This is a genomic window from Sphingobium sp. LMA1-1-1.1, assembly GCF_040676365.1.
Classification (GTDB): domain Bacteria; phylum Pseudomonadota; class Alphaproteobacteria; order Sphingomonadales; family Sphingomonadaceae; genus Sphingobium.
Genome location: NZ_JBEGHS010000034.1, coordinates 213,325 through 235,034, shown reverse-complemented (window position 1 = coordinate 235,034; position 21,710 = coordinate 213,325). Strand labels below are relative to the sequence as shown.

22 protein-coding genes are annotated in these 21,710 nt (G+C 61.0%); 9 read left to right on the top strand and 13 right to left on the bottom strand.

What is annotated here, in order from left to right; all coding sequences use genetic code 11:
- Positions 1–99: 99 nt before the first annotated feature.
- From MRBLMA1_RS15165 to MRBLMA1_RS15140, 6 genes are all read right to left on the bottom strand, one after another.
- Positions 100–1,053 (bottom strand): zinc-binding dehydrogenase, encoded by a 954-nt coding sequence (locus MRBLMA1_RS15165; RefSeq protein ID WP_363737756.1) that lies wholly within the window; start codon positions 1,051–1,053, stop codon positions 100–102.
- Entirely contained in the window at positions 1,046–1,498 is a 453-nt protein-coding gene (locus MRBLMA1_RS15160; protein WP_363737754.1) for an ester cyclase, read from the bottom strand. The genes MRBLMA1_RS15165 and MRBLMA1_RS15160 overlap by 8 nt, the downstream gene beginning before the upstream one ends.
- Before the next feature lie 126 nt (positions 1,499–1,624).
- On the bottom strand, positions 1,625–2,224 hold the full coding sequence (gene wrbA, locus MRBLMA1_RS15155; RefSeq protein WP_363737752.1) for an NAD(P)H:quinone oxidoreductase: 600 nt from the start codon (positions 2,222–2,224) through the stop codon (positions 1,625–1,627).
- A 152-nt stretch (positions 2,225–2,376) separates the two neighbouring features.
- Complete coding sequence (locus MRBLMA1_RS15150; RefSeq protein ID WP_363737750.1) at positions 2,377–3,147, bottom strand: SDR family NAD(P)-dependent oxidoreductase; 771 nt, start codon at positions 3,145–3,147, stop codon at positions 2,377–2,379.
- A 42-nt stretch (positions 3,148–3,189) separates the two neighbouring features.
- Positions 3,190–3,786 (bottom strand): NADPH-dependent F420 reductase, encoded by a 597-nt coding sequence (locus MRBLMA1_RS15145; protein WP_363737749.1) that lies wholly within the window; start codon positions 3,784–3,786, stop codon positions 3,190–3,192.
- Positions 3,787–3,822: 36 nt separating this feature from the next.
- The gene (locus tag MRBLMA1_RS15140) at positions 3,823–4,731 is read right to left on the bottom strand and encodes a pirin family protein (protein ID WP_363737747.1); all 909 of its coding nucleotides are present in this window, start codon (positions 4,729–4,731) and stop codon (positions 3,823–3,825) included.
- A gap of 115 nt (positions 4,732–4,846) precedes the next feature.
- On the opposite strand from MRBLMA1_RS15140, the gene MRBLMA1_RS15135 reads away from it, so the two are divergent.
- On the top strand, positions 4,847–5,752 hold the full coding sequence (locus MRBLMA1_RS15135) for a LysR family transcriptional regulator (RefSeq protein ID WP_363738217.1): 906 nt from the start codon (positions 4,847–4,849) through the stop codon (positions 5,750–5,752).
- Positions 5,753–5,813: 61 nt separating this feature from the next.
- Here the strand turns inward: MRBLMA1_RS15135 and MRBLMA1_RS15130 are convergent, their stop codons facing one another.
- Positions 5,814–6,548 carry an SDR family oxidoreductase gene (locus MRBLMA1_RS15130; RefSeq protein ID WP_363737745.1) on the bottom strand — a complete coding sequence of 245 codons (735 nt, stop codon included), beginning with the start codon at positions 6,546–6,548 and terminating at the stop codon, positions 5,814–5,816.
- A 179-nt stretch (positions 6,549–6,727) separates the two neighbouring features.
- Between MRBLMA1_RS15130 and MRBLMA1_RS15125 the strand changes: the two genes are divergently transcribed.
- The 3 genes from MRBLMA1_RS15125 (at position 6,728) to MRBLMA1_RS15115 (ending at position 8,440) form a co-directional block, all read left to right on the top strand.
- Entirely contained in the window at positions 6,728–7,225 is a 498-nt protein-coding gene (locus MRBLMA1_RS15125) for a DoxX family protein (protein WP_363737743.1), read from the top strand.
- A gap of 73 nt (positions 7,226–7,298) precedes the next feature.
- Positions 7,299–8,060, top strand: a complete 762-nt coding sequence (locus MRBLMA1_RS15120) for an alpha/beta hydrolase (RefSeq protein WP_363737741.1) — start codon at positions 7,299–7,301, stop codon at positions 8,058–8,060.
- Positions 8,061–8,203: 143 nt separating this feature from the next.
- A complete protein-coding gene (locus tag MRBLMA1_RS15115) occupies positions 8,204–8,440 on the top strand; it encodes a hypothetical protein (protein WP_363737739.1) in 237 nt (78 codons plus the stop codon).
- A gap of 566 nt (positions 8,441–9,006) precedes the next feature.
- Here MRBLMA1_RS15115 and MRBLMA1_RS15110 read toward each other — a convergent pair.
- From MRBLMA1_RS15110 to MRBLMA1_RS15095, 4 genes are all read right to left on the bottom strand, one after another.
- The gene (locus MRBLMA1_RS15110; protein WP_363737737.1) at positions 9,007–9,945 is read right to left on the bottom strand and encodes a nucleotidyl transferase AbiEii/AbiGii toxin family protein; all 939 of its coding nucleotides are present in this window, start codon (positions 9,943–9,945) and stop codon (positions 9,007–9,009) included.
- 11 nt (positions 9,946–9,956) lie between these two features.
- Complete coding sequence (locus tag MRBLMA1_RS15105) at positions 9,957–10,535, bottom strand: hypothetical protein (RefSeq protein WP_363737736.1); 579 nt, start codon at positions 10,533–10,535, stop codon at positions 9,957–9,959.
- A gap of 269 nt (positions 10,536–10,804) precedes the next feature.
- Entirely contained in the window at positions 10,805–11,566 is a 762-nt protein-coding gene (locus MRBLMA1_RS15100; RefSeq protein WP_363737734.1) for a class I SAM-dependent methyltransferase, read from the bottom strand.
- A gap of 120 nt (positions 11,567–11,686) precedes the next feature.
- Positions 11,687–12,436 carry an SDR family oxidoreductase gene (locus tag MRBLMA1_RS15095; protein WP_363737732.1) on the bottom strand — a complete coding sequence of 250 codons (750 nt, stop codon included), beginning with the start codon at positions 12,434–12,436 and terminating at the stop codon, positions 11,687–11,689.
- 93 nt (positions 12,437–12,529) lie between these two features.
- Here MRBLMA1_RS15095 and MRBLMA1_RS15090 point away from each other — a divergent pair, with 93 nt between their 5' ends.
- Complete coding sequence (locus tag MRBLMA1_RS15090; RefSeq protein WP_363737730.1) at positions 12,530–13,429, top strand: AraC family transcriptional regulator; 900 nt, start codon at positions 12,530–12,532, stop codon at positions 13,427–13,429.
- 167 nt (positions 13,430–13,596) lie between these two features.
- Here the strand turns inward: MRBLMA1_RS15090 and MRBLMA1_RS15085 are convergent, their stop codons facing one another.
- Both MRBLMA1_RS15085 and MRBLMA1_RS15080 read right to left on the bottom strand, forming a co-directional pair.
- A complete protein-coding gene (locus tag MRBLMA1_RS15085; protein WP_363737728.1) occupies positions 13,597–15,009 on the bottom strand; it encodes an aldehyde dehydrogenase family protein in 1,413 nt (470 codons plus the stop codon).
- 162 nt (positions 15,010–15,171) lie between these two features.
- Positions 15,172–16,668, bottom strand: coding sequence for a PLP-dependent aminotransferase family protein (locus tag MRBLMA1_RS15080; RefSeq protein ID WP_363737726.1), 1,497 nt, complete (start codon positions 16,666–16,668; stop codon positions 15,172–15,174).
- 179 nt (positions 16,669–16,847) lie between these two features.
- Here MRBLMA1_RS15080 and MRBLMA1_RS15075 point away from each other — a divergent pair, with 179 nt between their 5' ends.
- The 4 genes from MRBLMA1_RS15075 to MRBLMA1_RS15060 all read left to right on the top strand — a co-directional run bounded on the left by MRBLMA1_RS15075 (position 16,848) and on the right by MRBLMA1_RS15060 (position 21,379).
- Positions 16,848–17,357, top strand: a complete 510-nt coding sequence (locus MRBLMA1_RS15075; RefSeq protein ID WP_363737724.1) for an antibiotic biosynthesis monooxygenase family protein — start codon at positions 16,848–16,850, stop codon at positions 17,355–17,357.
- Between the two features lie 262 nt (positions 17,358–17,619).
- Positions 17,620–18,468 carry a cupin domain-containing protein gene (locus MRBLMA1_RS15070; protein ID WP_363737723.1) on the top strand — a complete coding sequence of 283 codons (849 nt, stop codon included), beginning with the start codon at positions 17,620–17,622 and terminating at the stop codon, positions 18,466–18,468.
- Positions 18,469–18,661: 193 nt separating this feature from the next.
- On the top strand, positions 18,662–20,305 hold the full coding sequence (locus MRBLMA1_RS15065; RefSeq protein WP_363737721.1) for an AMP-binding protein: 1,644 nt from the start codon (positions 18,662–18,664) through the stop codon (positions 20,303–20,305).
- A 210-nt stretch (positions 20,306–20,515) separates the two neighbouring features.
- On the top strand, positions 20,516–21,379 hold the full coding sequence (locus MRBLMA1_RS15060; protein WP_363737719.1) for a cupin domain-containing protein: 864 nt from the start codon (positions 20,516–20,518) through the stop codon (positions 21,377–21,379).
- The last annotated feature ends 331 nt before the right edge of the window (positions 21,380–21,710 follow it).

Here is a 21,710-nt window from a genome sequence, read left to right as displayed (position 1 = left end):
CAACCCGGGCCACCAGGCCAAGCCGTGCACGTTGTATTTATACGGGCGAGCGGACGTAATCCACACTTTGCAACGCGCCGCCGCTGCCGCATGGTCTGGTCAAGGGAGCAGCACGGGGTTAGATCCGATCGTTCGATCAGCAATGGCCTGGTGCGCAATGGCCGCATCCTTGAGAGCGTAACGATCCAGTTCGATCTCCCCGAACGTGCCATCTCGCCAGCACTCGAAGACCTCCTGCGCGGCAGCCTCAAGCGCAGCGCCCTTCACAGCTGACGCCGCGCTGGCATGCCGGACGGTGATCCGACGGGAGGCCACCAGCTGCTCGTCAAAGTTCGCCGCTCCGGACGCGGCGCCGATGGTGAAGATTGCGCCGCCGTCCCTTACCGCCTCGAGAGAGGCATCGGCCGTAGCTCGCCCCACGAAATCATAGACCACGTCGACACCGTCCGGTGCGATCGCCCGGATGTCTGTCCCCAGATCGGCGCTTTCGGAAGCGAGGCGATGAACGATATCTGCCGGCAAGCGTGCAAGCTTGGCCGAAGATCCCACGGCGATGACCGTCGCGCCCAACTTCCTGGCCCAGCGTGCCACCAGCGATCCGACGCCTCCGGTCGCACCCTGCACCAGGATCACATCACCTTGCCTGACCTGATGCAGCATTCGGACGGCGAGCCATGCGGTCGCGCCCCTGGTCAGCATCCCAGCTGCAAGTTGTGTCGGTACATCCTGCGGCAATCTCACCAGCGGTGCGGTGTCGATGATCCGCTCCTGAGCATAGGCACCGGGCGCGAAGAAATAGGCCACCCTGTCACCGACTTGCAGATTTTCGACACCAGCGCCCACCTCGATGACGTCGCCCGCCCCCTCCACACCGTTCACGAACGGGAGGGAGACACCGAACGCCCCGCTGCGGAACATCGTATCGATGAAGTTCACGCCGATCGCGGTGTGCCGGATCTTCACCTGTCCCGGTCCCGGAGCGCCAACCGTTTCCTGCTCGGCGACTAGTACGGACGGTCCACCGACCGCATGCATGCGAATGACGTCAGACATGGCTAGGTTCTCCGGCGGGCAGCGGCGCAATTACGCCGATCTGCTGCAGAACCGAGTAGAGGTTGGCGACGCCCCAGTGTTCGGTGATCTTACCATCGACCACCTTCATGGCGTCCACGGTTTCGAAGCTGACGCGCGTTCCGGTGCCCGCCTGTCCAAGGAAGTTCCCCAGATGCGTGCCATGGTAGGTCTTGAAGGTGGTGACGACATCGCCGTCGACCCTCTGCCAGTGGATCTCCGGCGTAAAATCCGGAAAGGCGTCGCGCAGGCGCTTGTAGAGCAGCAGCACGCCGGCCTTGTCACGGGTGCCGCCGGGCTGCGGCGTATGATCGTAGAAATCGTCCGAGAAAAGTTCCTCGAACAGCGCCCAGTCACCGCCGCCTTGCACTTCGTCGGTGTTGCGGCGGATGACGGACTTTGCAAGATCGCTGCTATCCTGTGCCATGGTCAGTCTCCTGAAACCTGATCGCGGAAGCTGCTCGAGGCGCGCGTCATCGCGCGGAAGAGCAGGACTTCCAAGGTAATTTCCTGTCGGTGGTGGGAGCCCGGGACTTGCGGCCCGGGCCGATTGTCAGCCGAAAAGCTTGGCGGCAGTCTTCGCAACGATCTCGCCCTGATGGCGCGCGCCATCGAGTTCGATCTGCGAAGGCTGGCGCGAACCGTCGCCGCCCGCGATCGTTGTGGCGCCATAGGGCGCACCCCCAACGATCTCGTCCATGCTCATCTGGCCACCATGGCTGTACGGGAGCCCCACGATGGTCATGCCGAAGTGCAGCAGGTTGGTGATGATCGAGAACAGTGTCGTTTCGTTGCCACCATGCTGTGTGGCCGAAGACGTGAAGGCTGCGCCTACCTTGCCATTGAGCGCGCCCCGCGCCCACAGCCCGCCAGCCTGGTCGAGGAAAGCGGCAAGCTGGCTGGACATGCGCCCGAAGCGCGTGCCGGTCCCCACGATGATCGCGTCATAGTCGGCCAGCTCGGCGACGGTCGCAACCGGCGCATCCTGTTCGAGCTTGAAATGCGCGCCGCGGGCGATGTCTTCGGGTACCGTCTCGGGCACCCGCTTGACGTCGACGGTCGCGCCGGCCGAACGAGCCCCTTCGGCGATGGCATGCGCCATCGTCTCGATGTGCCCATAGGAGGAGTAATAGAGAACGAGTACCTTGACCATTATAGTGATCCTTGAGAGAGGTGGTGGAGCGAAAGCGTCTGTGTGAATTCGTTTTGCCAGCCATCTTTCGGTTCGAAAATCCGAATACGATCGACGGCTACCATCGAGAAAATCGACAAGCGTGGTGCTGGCCCGATCGGGCTTGCCGGTTTTCAGATGACCGCGAGCAAGCCGCCGTCAACCTGAAGCGCGATGCCAGAAACATAGCTGGACAGGTCAGATCCCAGGAACGCGACGGCATCGCCGATTTCCGAGGGCTGACCGAGCCTGCGCAAAGGCGTGCGCTGGCGGAAGCCTTCGCTCGCGGCCGCGATGTCCGGCGTGCTGCGCAGCAGTTCCGTGTCGATCGTTCCGGGAGCAACGGCGTTGACGCGGATTCCGTCGGGGCCAAGCGCGTCGGCGAGCGCCTTTGCCATCAGGACGACGCCGCCCTTGCTGGTCGAATAGGCGACGGTGATGCCCGCGCCCACAAGGCCGCCCATGCTGGCCATCAGCACGATGCTGCCGGCCTTTCCGGCAGCCTTCATCTGCCGGGCGGCCGCCTGGGCACCGAACAGCGTCCCATCGAGGTTGATCGACATCAGACGTCGGTAGTCTTCCTCGGAGACCTCTGCCCCATCGGAGCGAAGGGAAATGCCGGCATTGAGCACCATGACGTCAACGCCGCCGAATTGCTCGGCATCAGCAACGAGTTGCTCGTTGTCGTCCTTCTTCGACACGTCGGCCCGCACGAACAACGAAGGCGTACCCAATGCTTCGATCTCCTGCGTGGTGAGGGTGCCGCCTTCGCGCGGCGCTTCGACGATATCGGAGACGATGACGGCCTTGGCGCCATGCTTTGCAGCCGAGATGGCGATGGCGCGGCCGATGCCGCTGGCTGCGCCGGTGACGACGACGGTCTTGCCTTCAAGAATATTGGACATGTGCATTCTCCTGGGCGCTTGGGCGCCTTTCAAAGAAAGTGATCAGGCCTGTTTGATGAGGCTGTGGACCATCAGCGCTCCGCCGAACTGCTGGAGACGGCCGCCCTCATCGATGCGGCCGAGATTGATCGGGGCATAACCAAGGGTGGCGATCAGCGCGGCGGCTACGGCCGACGCTTGCGAGTTATTGCTCGCGTGGAAGATCGTCCGCTTTCCCGCGTCCGATCCCGGCTCCTCGGCGAGGATCGCTGCCGGAAGCGTGTTGAAGGCCTTCACGATGGCAGCGCCGGGCAGCGCGGCCGCGACGATGTCGCTCGACAGACGACCGCCGAGATCGGCAGGCGAGAAATCGGTGAAGTTGATCGCGTTCGTAGCATCGATAACCACCCGGCCGCTCCAGTCGGCCGTTTCGGCTGCCACCTGTTCGACCGCTGAGAACGGCACCGCCAGAATGATGGTTTCAGCCTGCAGCGCATCCCAAAGCGCGACGGGGCGGACAGCCGATCCCAACGCCTGCGCCAGGCTGGCGAGCGAGGCGGGCCCTCGGCTATTGGCGATAAGGACAGGCGTGTTGGTGCGGGCGAATTGGCGGGCAAGGGCTGTGCCGATCGCGCCGGAGCCGATGATTGCGTAGGTCATAATGAATATCCTTTTGATGGAATTGGTTGGGGGAGCTCAGGCGGCGCGGGGCGACGTCGAGGGGAGAGGGATGAACTCGGGATCGCCCGGAACAGTGGGGAAGCGCCCGGACCGCCAGTCCGCGGCGGCTTGCTCGATGCGATCGAGCCGGCTCGAGACGAAGTTCCAGTAGATGTGGCGTTCGCCTTCGAGCGGTTCGCCGCCCAGCACCATCAATCGCGCATTCGAGACAGCGCGCAGGATGATCTCCGACCCGGGTTTGAAGACGATCAGCTGGTCTTTGACGAAGCGGCCTTCTTGCCCTGTGACCTCGACCTCTCCTTCGACGACGTAGGCCGCTCGTTCGATATGATCGGAGGTCAGCTTGAAGCGCTTTCCGGCATTCAGCTGCAGATCGGCATAGAGCGTCTCGGAAAAGATCGGTGTCGGAGACTTCTCGCCGCCCAGGCTGCCGGCAAGCAGGTTCACGCGCACGCCGTCCTCGGTCAGGCGCGGGATGCGGGCCGCCTCGATATGCTTGAAACCTGGATCTGCTTCTTCCAGCTCCAGCGGCAATGCCAGCCAGGTCTGGAAGCCGAACATGCGGTCTTCGCGGTCGCGGAAGGCCTGACCACTGCGCTCGGAGTGTACGATCCCGCGCCCCGCGGTCATCAGGTTTACCTCACCGGGACGGATGGTCTGGAAGTAGTCTTCGCTGTCCCGATGATCGAGTTCGCCTTCAATCAGATAAGTGAGAGTGGCGAGCCCGATGTGCGGATGAGGGCGTGTATCGACGCCTTCACCGGACCGGAATACCGCAGGTCCAAAGGCGTCGAAGAAGGCGAACGGTCCTATCATTCGGCGTTGGATCGAAGGGAGCGCCCGGCGTACATCGAAGCCGCCGAGGTCGCGCACCGCCGGCAGTACGACCTGCTGGACGAGTGGCGGATTTGCTTGGAAAGTCATGTCTTGTTCCTTCATCGTCGGCAATGCGCCGTTGGCGATGACGGAGAGTTATGCGTTTCCTTCGGCCTAAAAAACCGGCATATGATAGGTGATTAGGTTCGAGGAATTCGACATGATAAGTGAGCCAGGTACACCCACTCTCGACCAGCTGAAGGTCTTTCTGACGGTTGTCGACATCGGCAGCTTTGCGGGCGCCGCGCGGCAGCTCAATCGCGCCTCTTCGGTGGTCAGCTACTCGATCGCGAACCTCGAGGCGCAACTCGGGCTCACGCTCTTCGATCGCGAAACGACCCGCAAGCCGCAGCTCACCGAAGCGGGACGGATGGTCCTGGCCGAGGCGCGCCGAGTGGCGGGCGGCATCGACAGCCTGCGCGCAAAGTCGAAAGGCATGCTGCAGGGGCTGGAGTCCGAACTTCATATCGTTCTGGACACGTTGCTGCCGGAGGAGCGGGTGGTGGATGCGCTCACCAGTTTCCGCGATCAATTCCCGACTGTGGCGCTCCACCTTTATGTCGAATCACTGGGCTCGGTGACGCGGTTGGTGCTGGACCGCGTTGCCAGCATCGGGGTCGCGGGGCCGCTGGTGACGGTAGACGGTATCGAAAAGGAGGGCATTGGAAGCGTGCGGATGATCCCCGTGGCGGCCCCGACCCATCCCCTTGCCCTTGCCAAGGAAAATCTTCCTGGAGCCGGCCGCGAGCATGTCCAGCTTGTGCTCACTGACCGATCCGCGCTCACCAGGGGCCGCGACATTGCTGTCGTCGGCACGAGCACGTGGCGCCTTGCCGACCTGAGTTCCAAGCATATGCTGCTCAAGGCGGGGATCGGCTGGGGCAATATGCCAGAGCCGATGATCGGCGACGATATAGCGGCCGGAAGATTGGTGAAGCTGGAAATGCCCGACAGCATCGGCGGCGACTATGTCATGGATGCGATCTACCGGACCGACACTCCGCCCGGCCCCGCCGGTCGCTGGCTGATCCAGCGATTCAAGGAGCAGGCGGGCGCTGCACCGACTTAGGCGCAGCGCCCAGCCCATCGCCTGATCTGGTGATTGTTCGGGCGGAGGCTTCGAGCCTGGCTCAAAGGGCCGTGGCGGTAGGACGGACGATCATTTCGGTCGTATCGACATCCGCAGGTTGCACGATGGCAAAGCGGATGGCCCGGGCGATCGCGGTGGGGCTGATGGCGACCTTGCGATATTCCTTCATCTCTTCGCGCCCCTTTGGGTCGGAGATCGAATCGGCCAGTTCGGATGCCGTCACGCCCGGGCTGATAACCGTCACGCGGATCTTGTCATTCTCCTGACGCAGGCCTTCAGAAATTGCACGCACGGCAAATTTGGTAGCACAATAGACCGCAGCGGTCGGGGACACGGCGTGGCCGCCCGTCGAGGCGATGTTGATCACCTGACCAAAGCCCTGTTCGTTCATCACCGGCAGCACTGCGGCGATCCCGTACAGCGTTCCCTTGATATTGACATCGACCATGCGGTCCCATTCGTCGACCTTGAGTGCCGCCATCGGCGAGAGCGGCATGACGCCGGCATTATTGACGATGACATCGATCTTGCCGAACCGCGCCAGCGCCTCCTGGGCAAAAGCCGCGACATCTTCTCGGTCGGTGACGTCCAGAGGCTTTGCCAGAGCCTTACCACCGGCAGCTTCGATTTCGGCGACCAGCTTTTTCAGGCGGTCGGTGCGGCGAGCACCCAGAACAACCGTGGCGCCGCCCTCGGCCAGAGTGCGCGCGGTGGCTTCGCCAATGCCGCTGCTTGCACCGGTGATCAGCACGACCTTGCCATCGAGATTTTGCATGAGAGCTATCCTTTCACTTGGTTGGTGAAGCGGATGTAGCCCGGCGGATCACACGAAATAATCATCTGGAAAGCATCAAGCTTTGTTAGGCCGAGCGATAGAGTTGTCCAAACATGTCGATTTCATCGATCCTAATCTTCTATTCAATTCGGCTATTTCGATGAGCAGTGAGGTGCCATTTGGACGTCAGCAGCGGTCATGGTGACCGGCTGAAGAAGACCAGGAGATACCTCATGAATACAGCAGCTATCAGCCCCGCCCAGACCATCTCGGGCGCACACTCTTCCGCGAATGCATCGTCCTATTCCGCCCTTGCTGGCCGCGTGCTGATCGCCCCACTCTTCCTTCTCTCGGGCGTTTCCAAGGTGACGGCTCCCGCGGCAACGATCGGAATGATCGCAAGCGCCGGGCTCCCGTTCGCCTCGGTCGGCTTCGGCCTGGCTGTCCTTGTCGAGATTGCAGGCAGCATCGCACTGCTCGCCGGCTACCGCACGCGTTTCGTGGCCGCCGTCATGGCGCTGTTCACCCTTGGCGCCGCGCTCGCATTCCACAGCAATCTGGCCGACCAGAACCAGTTCATCCACTTCTTCAAGAACATTTCCATCATCGGCGGACTGCTTCAGATCGTCGCGTTCGGAGCCGGTCGTTTCAGCCTCGATGGCAAGGCAGGCCGTTGAACACCCCCTCGGCACGGCACGGCGCGGCCGTGCCGAGCGTCCGCCAATCTGAAAGATCGTACAGGATGAACCAATGAAGCGCAGTTTCATGTCACTGGCTGCAGCCGCCGCAGCAACCTTCGCCAGCGGCGCAGCCGCCGCCCGCGAGGCGCCTCCCACCAAGAACGTGATCCTCGTACATGGCGCCGCGATGGATGGTTCCAGCTGGCGCAAGGTCTACGACATCCTCACCCGCAAACATTACAACGTCTCGGTCGTGCAGCTTCCCCTCACAGGGCTGGATGCTGACATAGCTGCGACCCGGCAGATCATCGAACGCCAGAACGGCCCCGTCGTGTTGGTCGGGCATTCCTATGGCGGCGCGGTGATCACTGCAGCAGGCACAGACGCCAAGGTGAAATCGCTCGTTTACGTGGCAGCTGTGCAGCCAGACGCTGGGGAAACGGTCGGAGAGCTGAACGCCAGATGGCCGCTTCCGAGCCATCTCATGATGGTCGATGATACCTCGCTGATCGTGGAACCGGCGATGTTCCAGCAGGATGTAGCGGGCGACCTGCCTGCGTCGGAGGCTCGCTATCTTGCCTCCGCACAGCGACCGACGCCGGTCGCCGCATTCGGAACCAGGGTGCCGAATGCGGCGTGGCACACCAAGCCCAGTTTCGGGATCGTCGCGCAGGATGATCGCACGCTGTCGCCCGAGATGCTGCGGACATTGTATCGCCGTTCTCATACGGTCACGCTCGAACTTCCCGGCAGCCACCTGATCCAGATGTCCAAACCCCGGAAAGTGGCGGCGGTCATCGTTCAGGCCTCGAAAATAGGCGGCGATCACTGACGGTTTCTGCTTGCCGCCACTATTTTCGGTCTTCGGACTATGTGGCGTCGCTAACAAGCGTTGAAGCACGCAGAGCTATTAAGTGATCCAAACACTCTCCCTATTCTAGCGGCATACAATCCAAATTGTCGGGAAATATCATCATGAACAGCAAACAAAAGGTGACCCATGACATGGATCGAATCTTCAAACCGCTGCTGCATGCGGTTGGAGAAACGGCACCCGCAATGGCGATTTCTCTTTCATCTGTCACTTCTCCGCTTTCGGTATTTTTCAAGGCTGCAAGTGTGCTTGGTGATACCAAGATGGCGACGGCATTCACGGGTCACCCGGCGCTCTATGGATACGCCATGGCTTCACGCGACAGGGGGCTCTCATGAAGTGGGTACCTGTTTTTCTGACGCTATGCGGCTTCAACGCCGGTCAAGCCACCCAGATTGCCTTCACCGTTGAGTTTGTGATCGCAGAGATCAGGCAACTCAGCGGTCGATAACCGCCTCGCCGCCGAGAGGCAGGTTTAACCGAAACCTGACGGTCCCGGCGATCCCCCGCACGACGGCTTCCAAGTCCCGCCGCTCAACACACTCTGACACGTCAACAAAATGGTCGGCTTCGGGAAACGCGGGACGAGACTTTCACATTCAGAATTGAACGCGTAGTCTCTCTCTAGCTGGACCCACCCGAACGCCAGTGAACGCCCCCGGATTCCAAGCAGAAGAGGACTCGAAAATCGCGCTAGTGAATTGAAATATAATCACTTTTCCAGATATCCGTCAGCCGATACCCTCGTCGATACCCTACAACTTTCTGGCCGTAAGGTTCGAGTCCCTTTGCCGGGCATTTCTTGCTGCCGGCTGTCCGGTTCACCGTGATTCGGATGCCGCGCTTCCGCATCAGATTCGACAGCCTTCGCGTCGTCCATTTGACGTGGGCCCGCGCTGATCTCTCACAGCCGATGCGCATACTCTTGAATACGCCCAAGGATATCGTCGAGGTTGGGCTGGCCACGATAATAGAGCGCAGACGTGGCGGCATAGGCACGGGCGAAGCGATCCCGTGTGGTTTGGTCCGAAAGATCGAATGCGGGATTTTCGGCGATCACCTTGTTATCTGCAGCCGGGAAGCGCGCGTCCTTATGGGCGATGTAGGCTTCGGTGCCGATGAACGCCTGAACGTCGGCATCGCCGAGGAGGCAGTAGACATCGTAATAGTGGCGGAGGAAGTTCTGCGGCATGCTGCCATCCTCAAGGTGCCGCCGGAACTTCGTCGAGATCGTCTGGAGCTTCTCGACCAGTGTGTAGCCGGGTTCGTAGCAGGGCACATCGAGTGCCCGATTGTCGGTCAGGTCAGCGAGGCCACTCACCGCCGCCTTGTCATAGGCCCACGAACTGATCCGGCATGGCCGATTGGGGGCCACCTGATCGAAACCAGCCTCCAGCAAAATCCCGTCCTTGACGCCCTCCGGCAGAGTGTTGCGGGGAGTATAATGCAGGCGGATGCCAGCACTGCGCATGCGCTGGTCATCGAATGCTTCGTCGCGCCCGACGTCGCTGATGCCGGGGATCGTGATCTTGGCCGCCAGGCCATCATAGAACGTGCGGCGTGCCTCTATATGGGCGGGCTTATTCTGGTTCTTGCCGGTTGGCAGATCGTCCAGGTCGGGGTGAATCAGGATGTCTATGTCCTCGGAAAAGCGATGGATGAGACCATGCCCTTTCGAGAGCGACGTTCCGCCCTTGAGTTCAAAGCGGAAGCCCAACTGCTGCAAGCCCCAGAGGGCGTGCATGATCCAATAATCCTTCTCGACCAAACCCGGATCGATCGCCTGCTCGCGCGAGACGACTGCAAGGAGATCGTCGAAATCCTGATGATCGTGCAGCAGCATCTCGTGCGCCTTCAGGCTCGCTCGAGAACTGGCGCAAGCAAGCGTTCAGCCCGCGCGGAGCCAAAGTCCTGGACGGCCTTGGCGAGACGCGAACGGTCCATTTCCTTCGCCCGCTCAAGCGCACGCGGAAGCACTGCCGATTTGTCTTCCGGCAGCCGATCAAGATTGTGCAGCAGATCGACCAGCAGGACTTCCTTGGATAGCCGCTTGGGTACAGACGGCCGCATCCGGAAATCATAGACGCGCCCGTCGAGGGTGAACTTTCCGTGCCGCTTGCGATTGTAGACGACCGGCTCGTTGTAGAGCTGCGTCGTACCGACCCCGAGCCCGTTGAACGCATTTGGCGAGACCATCAGAAAACGGTCGTCGCCCAGGAATATCTCGACGAGCTTTTCGGGCTTGGCTGGCGCGGCCCCGAACCTGGTTTGACGCGGCGCCATGTAGACGCCGGCTGAGACCTTTTCGAGACGTCCTTCGTCTACCAGTTGCCGGACATGACGATCCACAGCGTTGGACCAGCGCGCGAGATTCTTGCGACGGTAAACCTGTCCGGGGCGCAGGTGGCGCTTGAGTTCGCTGAGAGCCGACATGTCATATCTCCTGCGCCCCAGATAAGCGCTTGGAGTATGTAATGCAACGATTCTCATTAAAAACTCATGCAGATGATCCGAATTGAGATGGCGCTTTCACTCTCTCCATTCAAAAGGACCGGCGCAAAGTGACCAACCAACACTCGCCAGTAGGCTGTGAAGTGGCGATCCCGCTAGCTGGGTAGAAAATCGGCAACTTCCGACCAAGTCAGGTCGTTCAACTGCGGCGCCGCAAACGTGCAGATCTGACGAAAGCCGCCGTTCGGCTGTCAGATTGCTCGGTAAGCGAACATGCTGGTCACATAAGGGAAGGCGACCTCCCGGCCTCCGCCCAGTTCCGGAGTTCCGTCAATCAAGTCCCGTACTTCCCGCTCGACCGCATGCCGTTCGATCGCGGGCAGACCGGCGATGAAGCTCACCGACATTGTGCGTTTGAGAACGACCTGTTCAGCCGTACCAATGTGGTGGTTGCGCACGTGCCGATCACCGATGAACTCGAAGCCCGGAGCGGGGAACGCCTTCCGCCAAGCACCGGTGCGGTATCGCGGCGTATCGCCTTCACGGCGATCGGTGATCTGGGAGAGCGCAGCAACCCACGGAACGCCCTCGTCCCGTCCATTCCAGATGAGACCGAGCCTCCCGCCCGGCACCAGCACGCGACGCATCTCTGCGACCGCTTCGACGGTCGCAAACCAGTGAAATGCCTGCGCGCAGACGACCGCATCTACCGAGGCGTCCGGGAGGGGGATGGCGTCAGCCGACCCCGCCAAAGCTGTCACATCCGGAAAAGACTGGACCAGTTGCTCCCGCATCTCGGTGATCGGTTCAACCGCAATGATGGTCCCGCCCACTTCTTGCAGCGTCGGGATGAACTTGCCGGTTCCTGCTCCGATCTCGACGATCTTCCTGCCCGGAGCGGCGCCCAGGACGTCGCGCAACCACTCGATCGCTTCCGGCGGATATCCTGGCCGGCCGGCGACATAATCCCGGGCACCCGAACGGTAGCCTTGGGATTTCTCATGAACCGACATGGGGTATCGTCCCTCATCGTGAACCGCGGCCGACATCTGGAATAGCCCCTTCTGCACCCATGGAGCGAAGACGCGCAAGTCAGACTGACGTTACGCCGTGCCGGTGGCACGGGGCTACCCTCAACGCGCGCGGGAGAGCGCGACGGCGTCCGGACCCGCGGGGAAGTGGAGCTGGTTTCCGGTATCATGGATGGCGTTCCAGACGCCCTCAGCCACGTCACTTTCCTTGGTCGTCAGCGCGGGCTTTCCGAACGCCTCGATAATGGGGCCAGCGAAGTCGGCGTAGTCGGCGGGAATGAGCTGATCGAAAGGAATGATCGCATTGGCACCGAAATTCGTGGTCGGCGCGTAACCGGGTTCGACCAGTTTCGTGCGGATACCAAAATACGCGAGCTCATGTGCGAGCGAGCCCGTGAACCCTTCGATCGCCTGCTTGCTGGCCGTGTAGGCAGCCGCCAAGGGGAACGCGCCAAGCGTGACGCTCGACGTGACGTTGACGATCGTGCCCGAACGACGCTCGCGCATTTGTGATATGACCGCCTGGCACATGGCCATTACGCCGATCGTGTTGGTCTCGATGAGCTGCCGCACCAGCGACATCGGAGTCACCTCAAACGCCCCGACGGCGCCGACGCCGGCATTGTTAACGAGCACGTCGATCGGGCCAGCGACTTCGATCAACGCAGCGATACTTGTGTCGCTGGTGACGTCCAGCGGCAGCACGCGGAGCCGAGTGGTATCGCCACTGAAAGACGCATTGTCGGGGCGCCGCATCGTGGCGATAACGTTCCAGCCATGGGACAGGAAGTGCTCTGCGATGGCCTTGCCGTAGCCGGAAGAGGTGCCGGTGATGAGAATTGTCTTGGTCATAGCCTGTCTCCGCGTGGTGGATGACGATTTGATAGACGAGGCCAACCGGACGATATATAATCCTTAGTCCAATATTAGTTATGGATCGTCCAGATGGACCCTTTGAGCGACGTCATCGCCCTGCTTCGCCCCAGTGCGGCCCTATCCAAGCCAATCTCGGGTAGAGGTCGGTGGGGCGTAGAGTATGCGGCGCATGACGCCCCTGGCTTCTCGATCATCCTTACTGGCGAAGTGTGGTTGACCCTGAATGGCCATGAACCACTGCAGCTAGGTCGGGGTGATTTTCTGCTACTTCCGACGACGCCGGCCTTCTCTCTTAGCAGTGAGAAGGGGATGTCTTGCGTTTCGGTTGCACCGCGCAATGAAGCGGTGCGACATGGCGAACAAGAGGGCGAGCCAGACTTCGTTGCTCTGGGGGGCAGTTTCACGTTTGAACGCGTCAACGCGCCGCTGCTGCTCAGTTTGCTGCCCAAGCAAATCTACATTCCCGCGTCGCAGGGACGTGCGACCCGATTTGGTCGCTTGATTGAGTTGCTGGCGGAGGAGTGCGCAACAGACTATCCGGGGAAAGAGCTTATCATCCAGCGCATGCTGGAGGCACTCCTCGTAGAGGCGCTTCGCTGGCACAGCATTGAAGGCCAAGGAGTCACTGCAGGATTGCTCAATGGCATGAAGGATCCCTCCCTCACGCGTGCGATCCAGGCGATCCATTCTGACGTCCGTGCCAATTGGACGGTCGCCGGCCTTGCCAGCATCGCCGGCATGTCGCGGTCGGCATTCTCAGCCCGGTTTGGCGAAACGATCGGATGCGCGCCGATCGAATATCTGGCGCGCTGGAGAATGGCGCTCGCCAAAGATGCGTTGGCAAGCGGCGTCAAAACGCTCGATCGGATTGCTGCTGAGATCGGCTACGAGTCGGCCAGCGCATTCAGCACCGCCTTTCGCAAGCGCTTGGGATGCCCACCGGGCCAGTTTGCGCGAATGAGTGCATGATCACGAATTTCGCGATGTAGTGATTTGGCCTTGCCTGGCCCCCTCCGCTTGTGGCCCGAACCGACCAACTTTTGCCGTTCCTCATCGGATTGCGGACGGCCGCTCCGGTCGAAAGCGGCCATTGCGCATGCAAAAATGAACGTTCTTTTGCCAGGGAGGCGAATTGATCATGGCACCCGTTTTGCCTCGTTAATCACGTGGGCCTGGGTGAACTCGTGCAAACCATCCTGCGCGAATTCGACGCCAAGCCCTGATTGTTTAGCGCCTCCGAACGGCATGGTCGGACCAAAATCGAGATGCTTGTTGATCCACACGGTGCCTGCTTCCATACGCGTGGCAAGATCGTACGCCTTTTGACGGTCGGGAGACCAAATGGAGCCACCCAACCCCATGTCTGAGGCATTGGCGCGCGCCAGTGCATCTTCAGGGTCGTCGAAGCGGATAATAGGGAGGATGGGGCCGAACTGTTCCTCATCTACCAGACGTGCCCCGTCGCTGATATCGCGCACGATGGTCGGACGGACGAAATAGCCGGGTCGATCAAGAACCTCGCCGCCAGCGATGATGGTCCCATCGGTGCGCACGTTCTCAAGCAGCGCCTTGACCTTTTCATATTGGGCTTTGTTCTGTAGCGGGCCGATCTGGGCACCTTGCTTGAGCCCATCGTCGACCACGGCCTCTTCCGCCAATCGCGCCAGTTCGGCGCAAAGTGCGTCATAGATATCGGAATGAGCATAGACGCGCTTGATCGCGAGGCAGATCTGGCCGGCGTTCATGAAGGCGCCATTGAAGATGTCCGGCGCCACTTTGACGGGATCGGCGTCGGCAAGAACGATCGCTGCGTCATTACCGCCCAATTCCAGAGTGAGGCGCTTGATCGAGGCCGCCGCGCTTGCCATCACCTTGCGTCCCGTCGCGGTAGAGCCGGTAAAGCTGATCTTGGCGATCCCGGGATGAGTCGTGAGATGGCCACCAAGGTCGTTCTGATCGGTGACGATGTTCACGACTCCTGCAGGAAAGATCCCGGCCATCAATTGACCAAGGCGCAAGGTGGAGAGTGGCGTGGTAGGCGCGGGCTTGATTACAAGCGTATTGCCGGCCAGCAACGCAAACGGCAGCTTGAAAGCGACGATCAGGACGGGGAAGTTCCAGGGGATGATCGCGCCAACAACGCCCAGGGGGCGCCGGTGCAGTTCCACGCGCCGAGCGTCATTGTCCTCAAGAAGCTGCACCGGCAAGTCATAGCTGGCAAGTTGACGAATGAAGGCAACACTGTAGGCGATTTCGGCGCTCGCCTCGCTCAAGGGCTTGCCCTGTTCCTGCGTCAGTAGCCGCGCGAGATCCTCAGCCTGAACTTCGATGCTGTCGGCAAATTTGAGAATGAGCGCGCGCCGCTCGGCGATAGACGTCCGCATCCAGGCCGGAAAGGCCGCCTGCGCGGCTGCAACCGCCTCATCGAGTTGCTCGGCGGACCCCCGGGGACAGCGCGCCAACACCTCCTCGGTTGCCGGATTGAGTACGTCCATGACGGCTGCGCCGTCAACCAGCCTGCCATCGATCAGAAGCTTATATTCCGCCATTGTCATCCTCCCCGGGCTATTGGCCAATCGCTCGCCCATGTGGGTAAAAGGCAGCGACCGGCACCAGTCATCTGGTGTTGGCGTAGAATCCTAAGCCCCGCCCTGTCAGGGACATAGGACCATTCCAGACCTTATTGATGGTGCCAGTCGAAAGGCTTCAACTCAGGAAGTGCGGGCAAGCAGGTCGGCGACGCGACCAAAGGCTTCCTGGATGTCGTGCTCGCCAAGGCCTGTATAACCGAGCACCAATGATCGCTCTTGAAAACGCCCTGGCATCCCATATTCGTGCACGGCGGCTCCAGCAAAAGGGTAGAGGCCAACACCGCAGTTCAGGGCTAGGCGATGCATCTCATTGGCAGATGGTAAGTCGGGCGGAAGTGTCCACATCATGTGCATGCCGCACTCCTGGCCAAGAAGCTCGCCGCCTGGGAAATGCTTGGCGATCGCTTCAACCACAGCATCTCTTGCGCCCATATAGGATCGGCGGATGCGCCGCAGATGACGCAGGAAGGCACCTTCTTTCAGGAAATCGGCGATCACGGCCTGTTCTAGCCAGGGCGCGCCATTATCCGTCAGGGTCTTCACGATCCTCGCCGGATCGATCAGGTGGCGCGGGAGCACCGCGTAGCCGATCCGCAGACCAGCCCCGATCGATTTGGAGAAGGTGCCTAGATAGATGACGTGACCATTGCGGTCGAGCCCGGCCAGCGCAGTTAGCGGCGGCCCGTCATAGCGGAAGTCGCTGTCGTAATCGTCCTCGATGATATAGCTACCGGTCTGATAGGCCCAGTCCAGAAGATGCAGACGCCGGTCGAGGCTCAGCGTGCAACCGGTCGGGAACTGATGTGATGGCGTCACATAGACGAGGTTCCCCATGAACCCGTCGAGTTGCGAGACAATGATCCCCTGTTCGTCAACGTCGATCGGGCGAATGCTGGCGCCATAGCTGCCAAAGAGATAGGCGGCGCCCTGATAGCAGGGATTTTCGACTGCCACGCTTGCCTTGGACGCACCGGCGAGAAATATCCGCGCCAGCAGATTGAGCGCGCCCTGGATCCCCGATGTGATCACGATCTGATCTGCGCCAGGGCTAATGCCGCGGGTCTCGGCCAGATGGGCCGCAATCGCCTCACGAAGCGACGCCAAGCCCTGGGGATCGCCATATTCGGTCTGGGCACCGCGCGCATAGGTCAGGTGGCGGGTGACGGCGCGCTGCCAGAACGTCGTCGGGAATCCAGAAGGATGCGGGCGACCCACAAAAAGATCGAATTGCGGCCGTGCGCGCTTCTCATGCCACAGCTGGGGGGAGCGGCCCGTGAATGAGGGGTTCTTGCCGAGACGAAGCCGTTTGGGGGGAGGCTGCGCGGCACCGTGACCGTTGCGCAGCAATACCGTTGCGTCAGGTAGTTTATCGTTGACGAATATCCCGGCCTTGGCACGTGAGGTGATATAATCTTCAGCGGCCAAGCGTTCATAGGCGAGCATGACGGTGTTGCGGGCGATGCCGAGTTGCTCGGACATGCTGCGGGTGGAAGGCAAACGCTTGCCGGCCGGCAGACTTCCCTTGAGGATCTGGTCGCGCAGCGCCTCGTAAAGCTGCACTTGCAACGACCGTTCGTCATTTCGATCTACGGTGATGATGAGGTTCATTGACATCATGACCAGGATGCCTCTCGGAAACGGATCAACTTATCCTATCGCCTGCTCGGCTCAATGATAGGGCTTCCGCACTCTGGCACCATAAAGTTTCCGGGCTGTGGTCCTACCGGACGGCCACGCCGTACCTAATCCTTTCAGGACAGCTCTCAGGGCTGGACTCATCGAGGGGAGTACAAGAAATGTCCGTCTATCTCAGCATGCAGCGCGTGCGCTTTTCCAGTCCGGACGGCTACGAAAAGTTCAAGGTGATCTTTGCCGACACCCGCAACCATCTCATGAAAATGCCGGGCTTCCTGCATCTCACCTGGTGGGTGCATCCCGAAGACCCGGGCTGGTTCAACGAAGTCAGCTTCTGGGTCGACCGCGAGTCGCTGAAGGACTGGCACATGAATGTCTATCATAAATATGCCAAGGAATGGGCTGCGCGCGGCGCCATCATGGAAGACATCATCACCAATTTCGAACTGACCAACACGCGCCTGTTGCGCGTCTGCCCAAATTGCGGCGTGGTCGAGGACAAGGCGTTCGACCTCCAGGAAGAGCAGAAGGTTCTCGCTGAGCCCTGCCCAAAATGCGAATTCCACTTCCCGGTGATGCCCAATACGCCAAGCAGCTTCGCCGTCTTCAAGGACGTGCCCAAGCTTCAGCAGCAACCAGGCGCTGAGACGGATTTGCCGTCACCGACCTGATCGTCCGGTCACGAACGGCGTGCCAGCACTCAAACGCTGCAAAGGTGGGCGGAGCGTCGTTAGCGGTCCCGCAGGAGGGACATCCCATAAACAAACGATAGCGGCGCGACCCGAACGGGGATCTGGTACCATCAAAAAGAGGATTAATGGCGCTAGCGACCGGGACAGTTCTGCCGCAGATTTGAGCATATCGCCGATAGTCTCGCCCGAGCTGCCTTCAGCCAGCGGGCGCGGCAACGGGCAGGGAAAAGGAGAAATGGGGATGACGTCGGAAGTTCTCGTCCGTAGCGCCGTACATGGCGGAGTGCAGAATGAACCCAATGAGAAGTGGGTTCCCTTCGAATGGATCGAGCCGCGCTTTGGCGCGCAGGTGCATGGCGAATATGTCGTGATCCGGCCCGAGGGCGTCTCCGGATCGCTTTCCGCGGGTTTGTGGCGGACGGGGCCGACCGCGCCCGGAGCAGCATCCGACGGGTCGCATACGCTACTATATTCTTCGCCGCTCGGCGATGAAACCGCCTGCGTGATCGACGGAACCGCTGTCCTTACGGTCATTTCCACCGGCAAGCGCTATCAAGTCGGGCCCGGCTCTGTCATCAGTTCGCCCAAGGGGCTCGAAGTCCAATGGGACATTGAGGGTCCTGCCTTCAAGAAATACTGGTGTATCTGGAACGGCAGCGAACCCACTGCCAATCCGCCACAAGATCTGCTCATCACGCATGTGAGCGACAATCCGGAGGAATGGCAGGAATATCATTTCACCGAGCCGGCCGAGGGGCCTCTCGTTGCCGGCGAACTCTATTTCATCCGCACCGGCGGTTCGACCGGCACGATGCTGAGCGGCGTATGGCGCTCTGGCAAGGGCATTGCCGGAAGCGATGTCGACGACAAGGGCACCATGTCCACACCCTATACCGGGGTGCTAGGCGACGAGACCATCCTGCTTCTCGAAGGCGAGGTCGAAGTCACCGAAACCGAGAGCGGCAACGTGCATAATTTCAGGGCTGGAGACGTGATAGGTCTTTCCTCGGGCATGCACGTCACGTGGACGTCCAAGGGGCCTTTCAGCAAGAAGCTCTGGGTCATCACGCGCGACACATTGCCTGAATAGGCACGCGAACGCGGGCGGAGCGGGCCGTTTTCCAGCAGGTGCCGCTTCGCCATCCTATCCATTAGGACCATGTCTGACCCGCCATGGTCATGATGCGCTTTTTGGTTGATCGCCGAACGCCCCGTGACCGGCTCTCAACCAGCAGACAACGCTTCGCGCAAGAATCGCGAGCACGGAAGAGGACCATGAAGGCATGACCGGCACACCGGCATCCATCACCCCGCAATCCTATCGGGCTGCGCGTGACAATTTCGCCATCCAGACCGAATGCGGGCGGCTTTCGGGTAGCATCCAGGCGGGTTTCAACGCATGTGTGGAGTGTTGCGATCGATATGCCGACGATGATCGGACCGCGCTCGTCTGGGTATCGGCAAATGGGCAACGGGAAGACTATGGCTTCGCCCAGATGCGCGATCTGTCCGCACAGATGGCCAACATGCTGGTCGAACATGGCGTCCGCCCCGGCGATTGCGTGGCCGGACTTCTTCCCCGCATTCCGGAACTTCTTGCGACCATCTTGGGCGTCTGGCGCGCGGGAGCGGTTTATCAGCCGCTCTTCACCGCCTTTGGCCCCAAGGCCATCCAGCACCGATTGGGCATCAGCGGCGCGAAACTTATCATCACGGACAGCGCCAATCGGTTCAAGCTGGACGAAATAGCCGATTGTCCGAAAGTCGCGACCGTCCTTGCGCCCGGCGACATGCTGCGGGAAGGCGATCTTGACTTCTGCGCCGAACTCGATGCGCGCAGCGCCGTGTTCCAACCGGTTCTGCGCAGCCCCGACGACCTCTTCCTGATGATGTCGACGTCGGGCACCACGGGCCTTGCCAAGGGGGTCGGGGTGCCGCTGCGTGGCCTCCTGGCCATCGGCGCCTATATGCGCTGGGCAGTCGACCTACGGCCACAGGACCGCTTTTGGAACATCGCCGACCCGGGCTGGGCCTATGGTCTCTATTACGGTATCACCGGGCCGCTTCTGCTTGGTCATGCGACAACGCTCTATGATGGCGGGTTTACGGCGAAGGCGGCTTATGAGGTGATCGACCGGCTCGGGATCACTAACCTCGCCGGGGCGCCGACCGCATACCGGCTGCTGATCGCCGCAGGGCCGGAGGCGGCCGCGCAGGCAAAAGGCAGTCTGCGCGTGGTGAGCAGCGCGGGCGAACCGCTCAACCCCGAAATTATTCGCTGGTTCGACAGGCATCTGGCCGTTCCTATCCACGATCATTACGGCCAGACCGAAATGGGCATGGTGGTGAACAATCATCATGGGCTGGCCCACCGCATACGCATGGGATCGGCAGGCCTCCCCATGCCGGGGTACCGCGTCGCAGTGCTCGACGAGACGGGCTGCGAACTGGGACCAAACCAACCCGGCGAGTTGGCGATCGATATCGCCCGCTCGCCTCTTCTCTGGTTCGATGGCTACTGGCAACAGGAAAAGCGGGCTATTGCAGACGGCTATTACCGAACCGGTGACACGGTAGAATGGGAAACCGACGGCAGCATCAGCTTCATCGGCCGCGCTGACGATGTCATCACCTCTTCGGGCTACCGGATCGGTCCTTTCGATGTGGAAAGCGCCCTGATCGAACATCCCGCTGTGATGGAAACGGCGGTCATCGGGGTACCGGACCCGGAGCGAACCGAGTTGGTCAAGGCGTTCATCGTTCTCAATCAGGGTTATGAAGCCTCGCCAGATCTGGCGGAGAATCTCAAACGTCACGTGAAGAGTCGGCTGTCGGCTCATGCCTATCCCCGGCTTGTCGTGTTCGTAAGCGAACTGCCCAAGACACCCAGCGGCAAGATCCAGCGCTTCATCCTGCGCACCCTGTAGGAAACCCCGTGGTGGGCTTCACGCAGACGTGCCGGGATGCCTCATGGCCCGTTTGAGAACACTGGCACCATCGCAAACGCCCGATCAGGCTCTAGGGCGAGATGCACCTGGTCCATAGGCTTCCGATCGTCGTTCCCAGCCATCCCCAAGGGCGCACATGCGCCGCGTTGACGGGGAGCCGGGAGGCAGCAGCGAGCGAGGAGTTTTTCTATGGCGAGCGATCCGAACATCCAGGGCAATTCCCATGCGGCCGCACCCCGCTCCGTGGGCATTGGCAACCGCAATGACAATCCCGCGCAGTGGGCGCCCTTCACCTGGGACGATCCGCATTTCGGCCCTCAGGTGAAAGGCGAGGTGGCGCCGGTGGCCTTCGACCACACCAGCGGGTCGCTGCAGCTCGGTTTCTGGCGAACCGGTAAGGGTATCCCCGGCTGCAACGAGGACGGTTCATGCCATGTCGACTATTCCGCGCCCCTTGGCGATGAAACCATGGTCATCCTCGAAGGCACAGCTACCGTCACGGTCGCCGCGACGGGCAAGCAGTACCGACTTGAGGCCGGTACGATCATCAGCCATCCCAAGGACGTAGCGCTGAGCTGGGACATTGATGCGCCCTTCCTCAAGAAATTCTGGATCCTTTGGGATTCGCCGGCGCCCTCGGTCAAGGACGATGACGTCTATGTCGGCCATATCAGCGACAATCCCGAAGCATGGGAACCCTTCACCTGGGACGAGCCCGACCATGGCTCGATGGTTTGCGGCGAACTGTTCAAGCTGCGCTCGACGGGAAGCACCGGAACCCTGCTCTGCGGCCTGTGGCGGGCAGGCGTCGGCATTGCAGGCTGCGCACCGGATGGTTCGACGGCCATTCTCTACACCTCTCCCTTGGGCGACGAGATCGAGCTGCTGCTCGAAGGCGTCTATCATGTCGTCAACGAAGATACCGGCGAGACCCACAATCTGCGAGGCGGCGACGTCCTCGCCATGCCACGCGGCACGAGGCTGTCCTGGTCGTCAAAGGGTCCATTTGCCAAGAAATTCTGGCTGATTGCGAACGCAAGCCTGCCGGAATGATGGTGCGCCAGGCGGCAGGTCCGACCTGGCACTTCAAAGCGTGTGCCCAAGCGTTCGCACTGCCGCGATAGAGCGATGAGCGGGGCAGAGCGGCCTGCGCTGCGCGCTATTGCACGCCCGCGAACAAAGGCCGGTGCCTCAAGCCCGCTCACATCATCTGGCACCATCAATCAGCGAGGAAGAGGCTCTAAGGAGAGTATCAGTTCTCCGGCACCTTGGCCTTTGACAACGGAGTCGAGGGCATAGGCAAGCGCCCACCCTCGAAAAGCCGGCGTCCAGGCGAAACTGGACCACGAAATGCACTGGGATGCAGTGGTCCGAACAGGGAGGT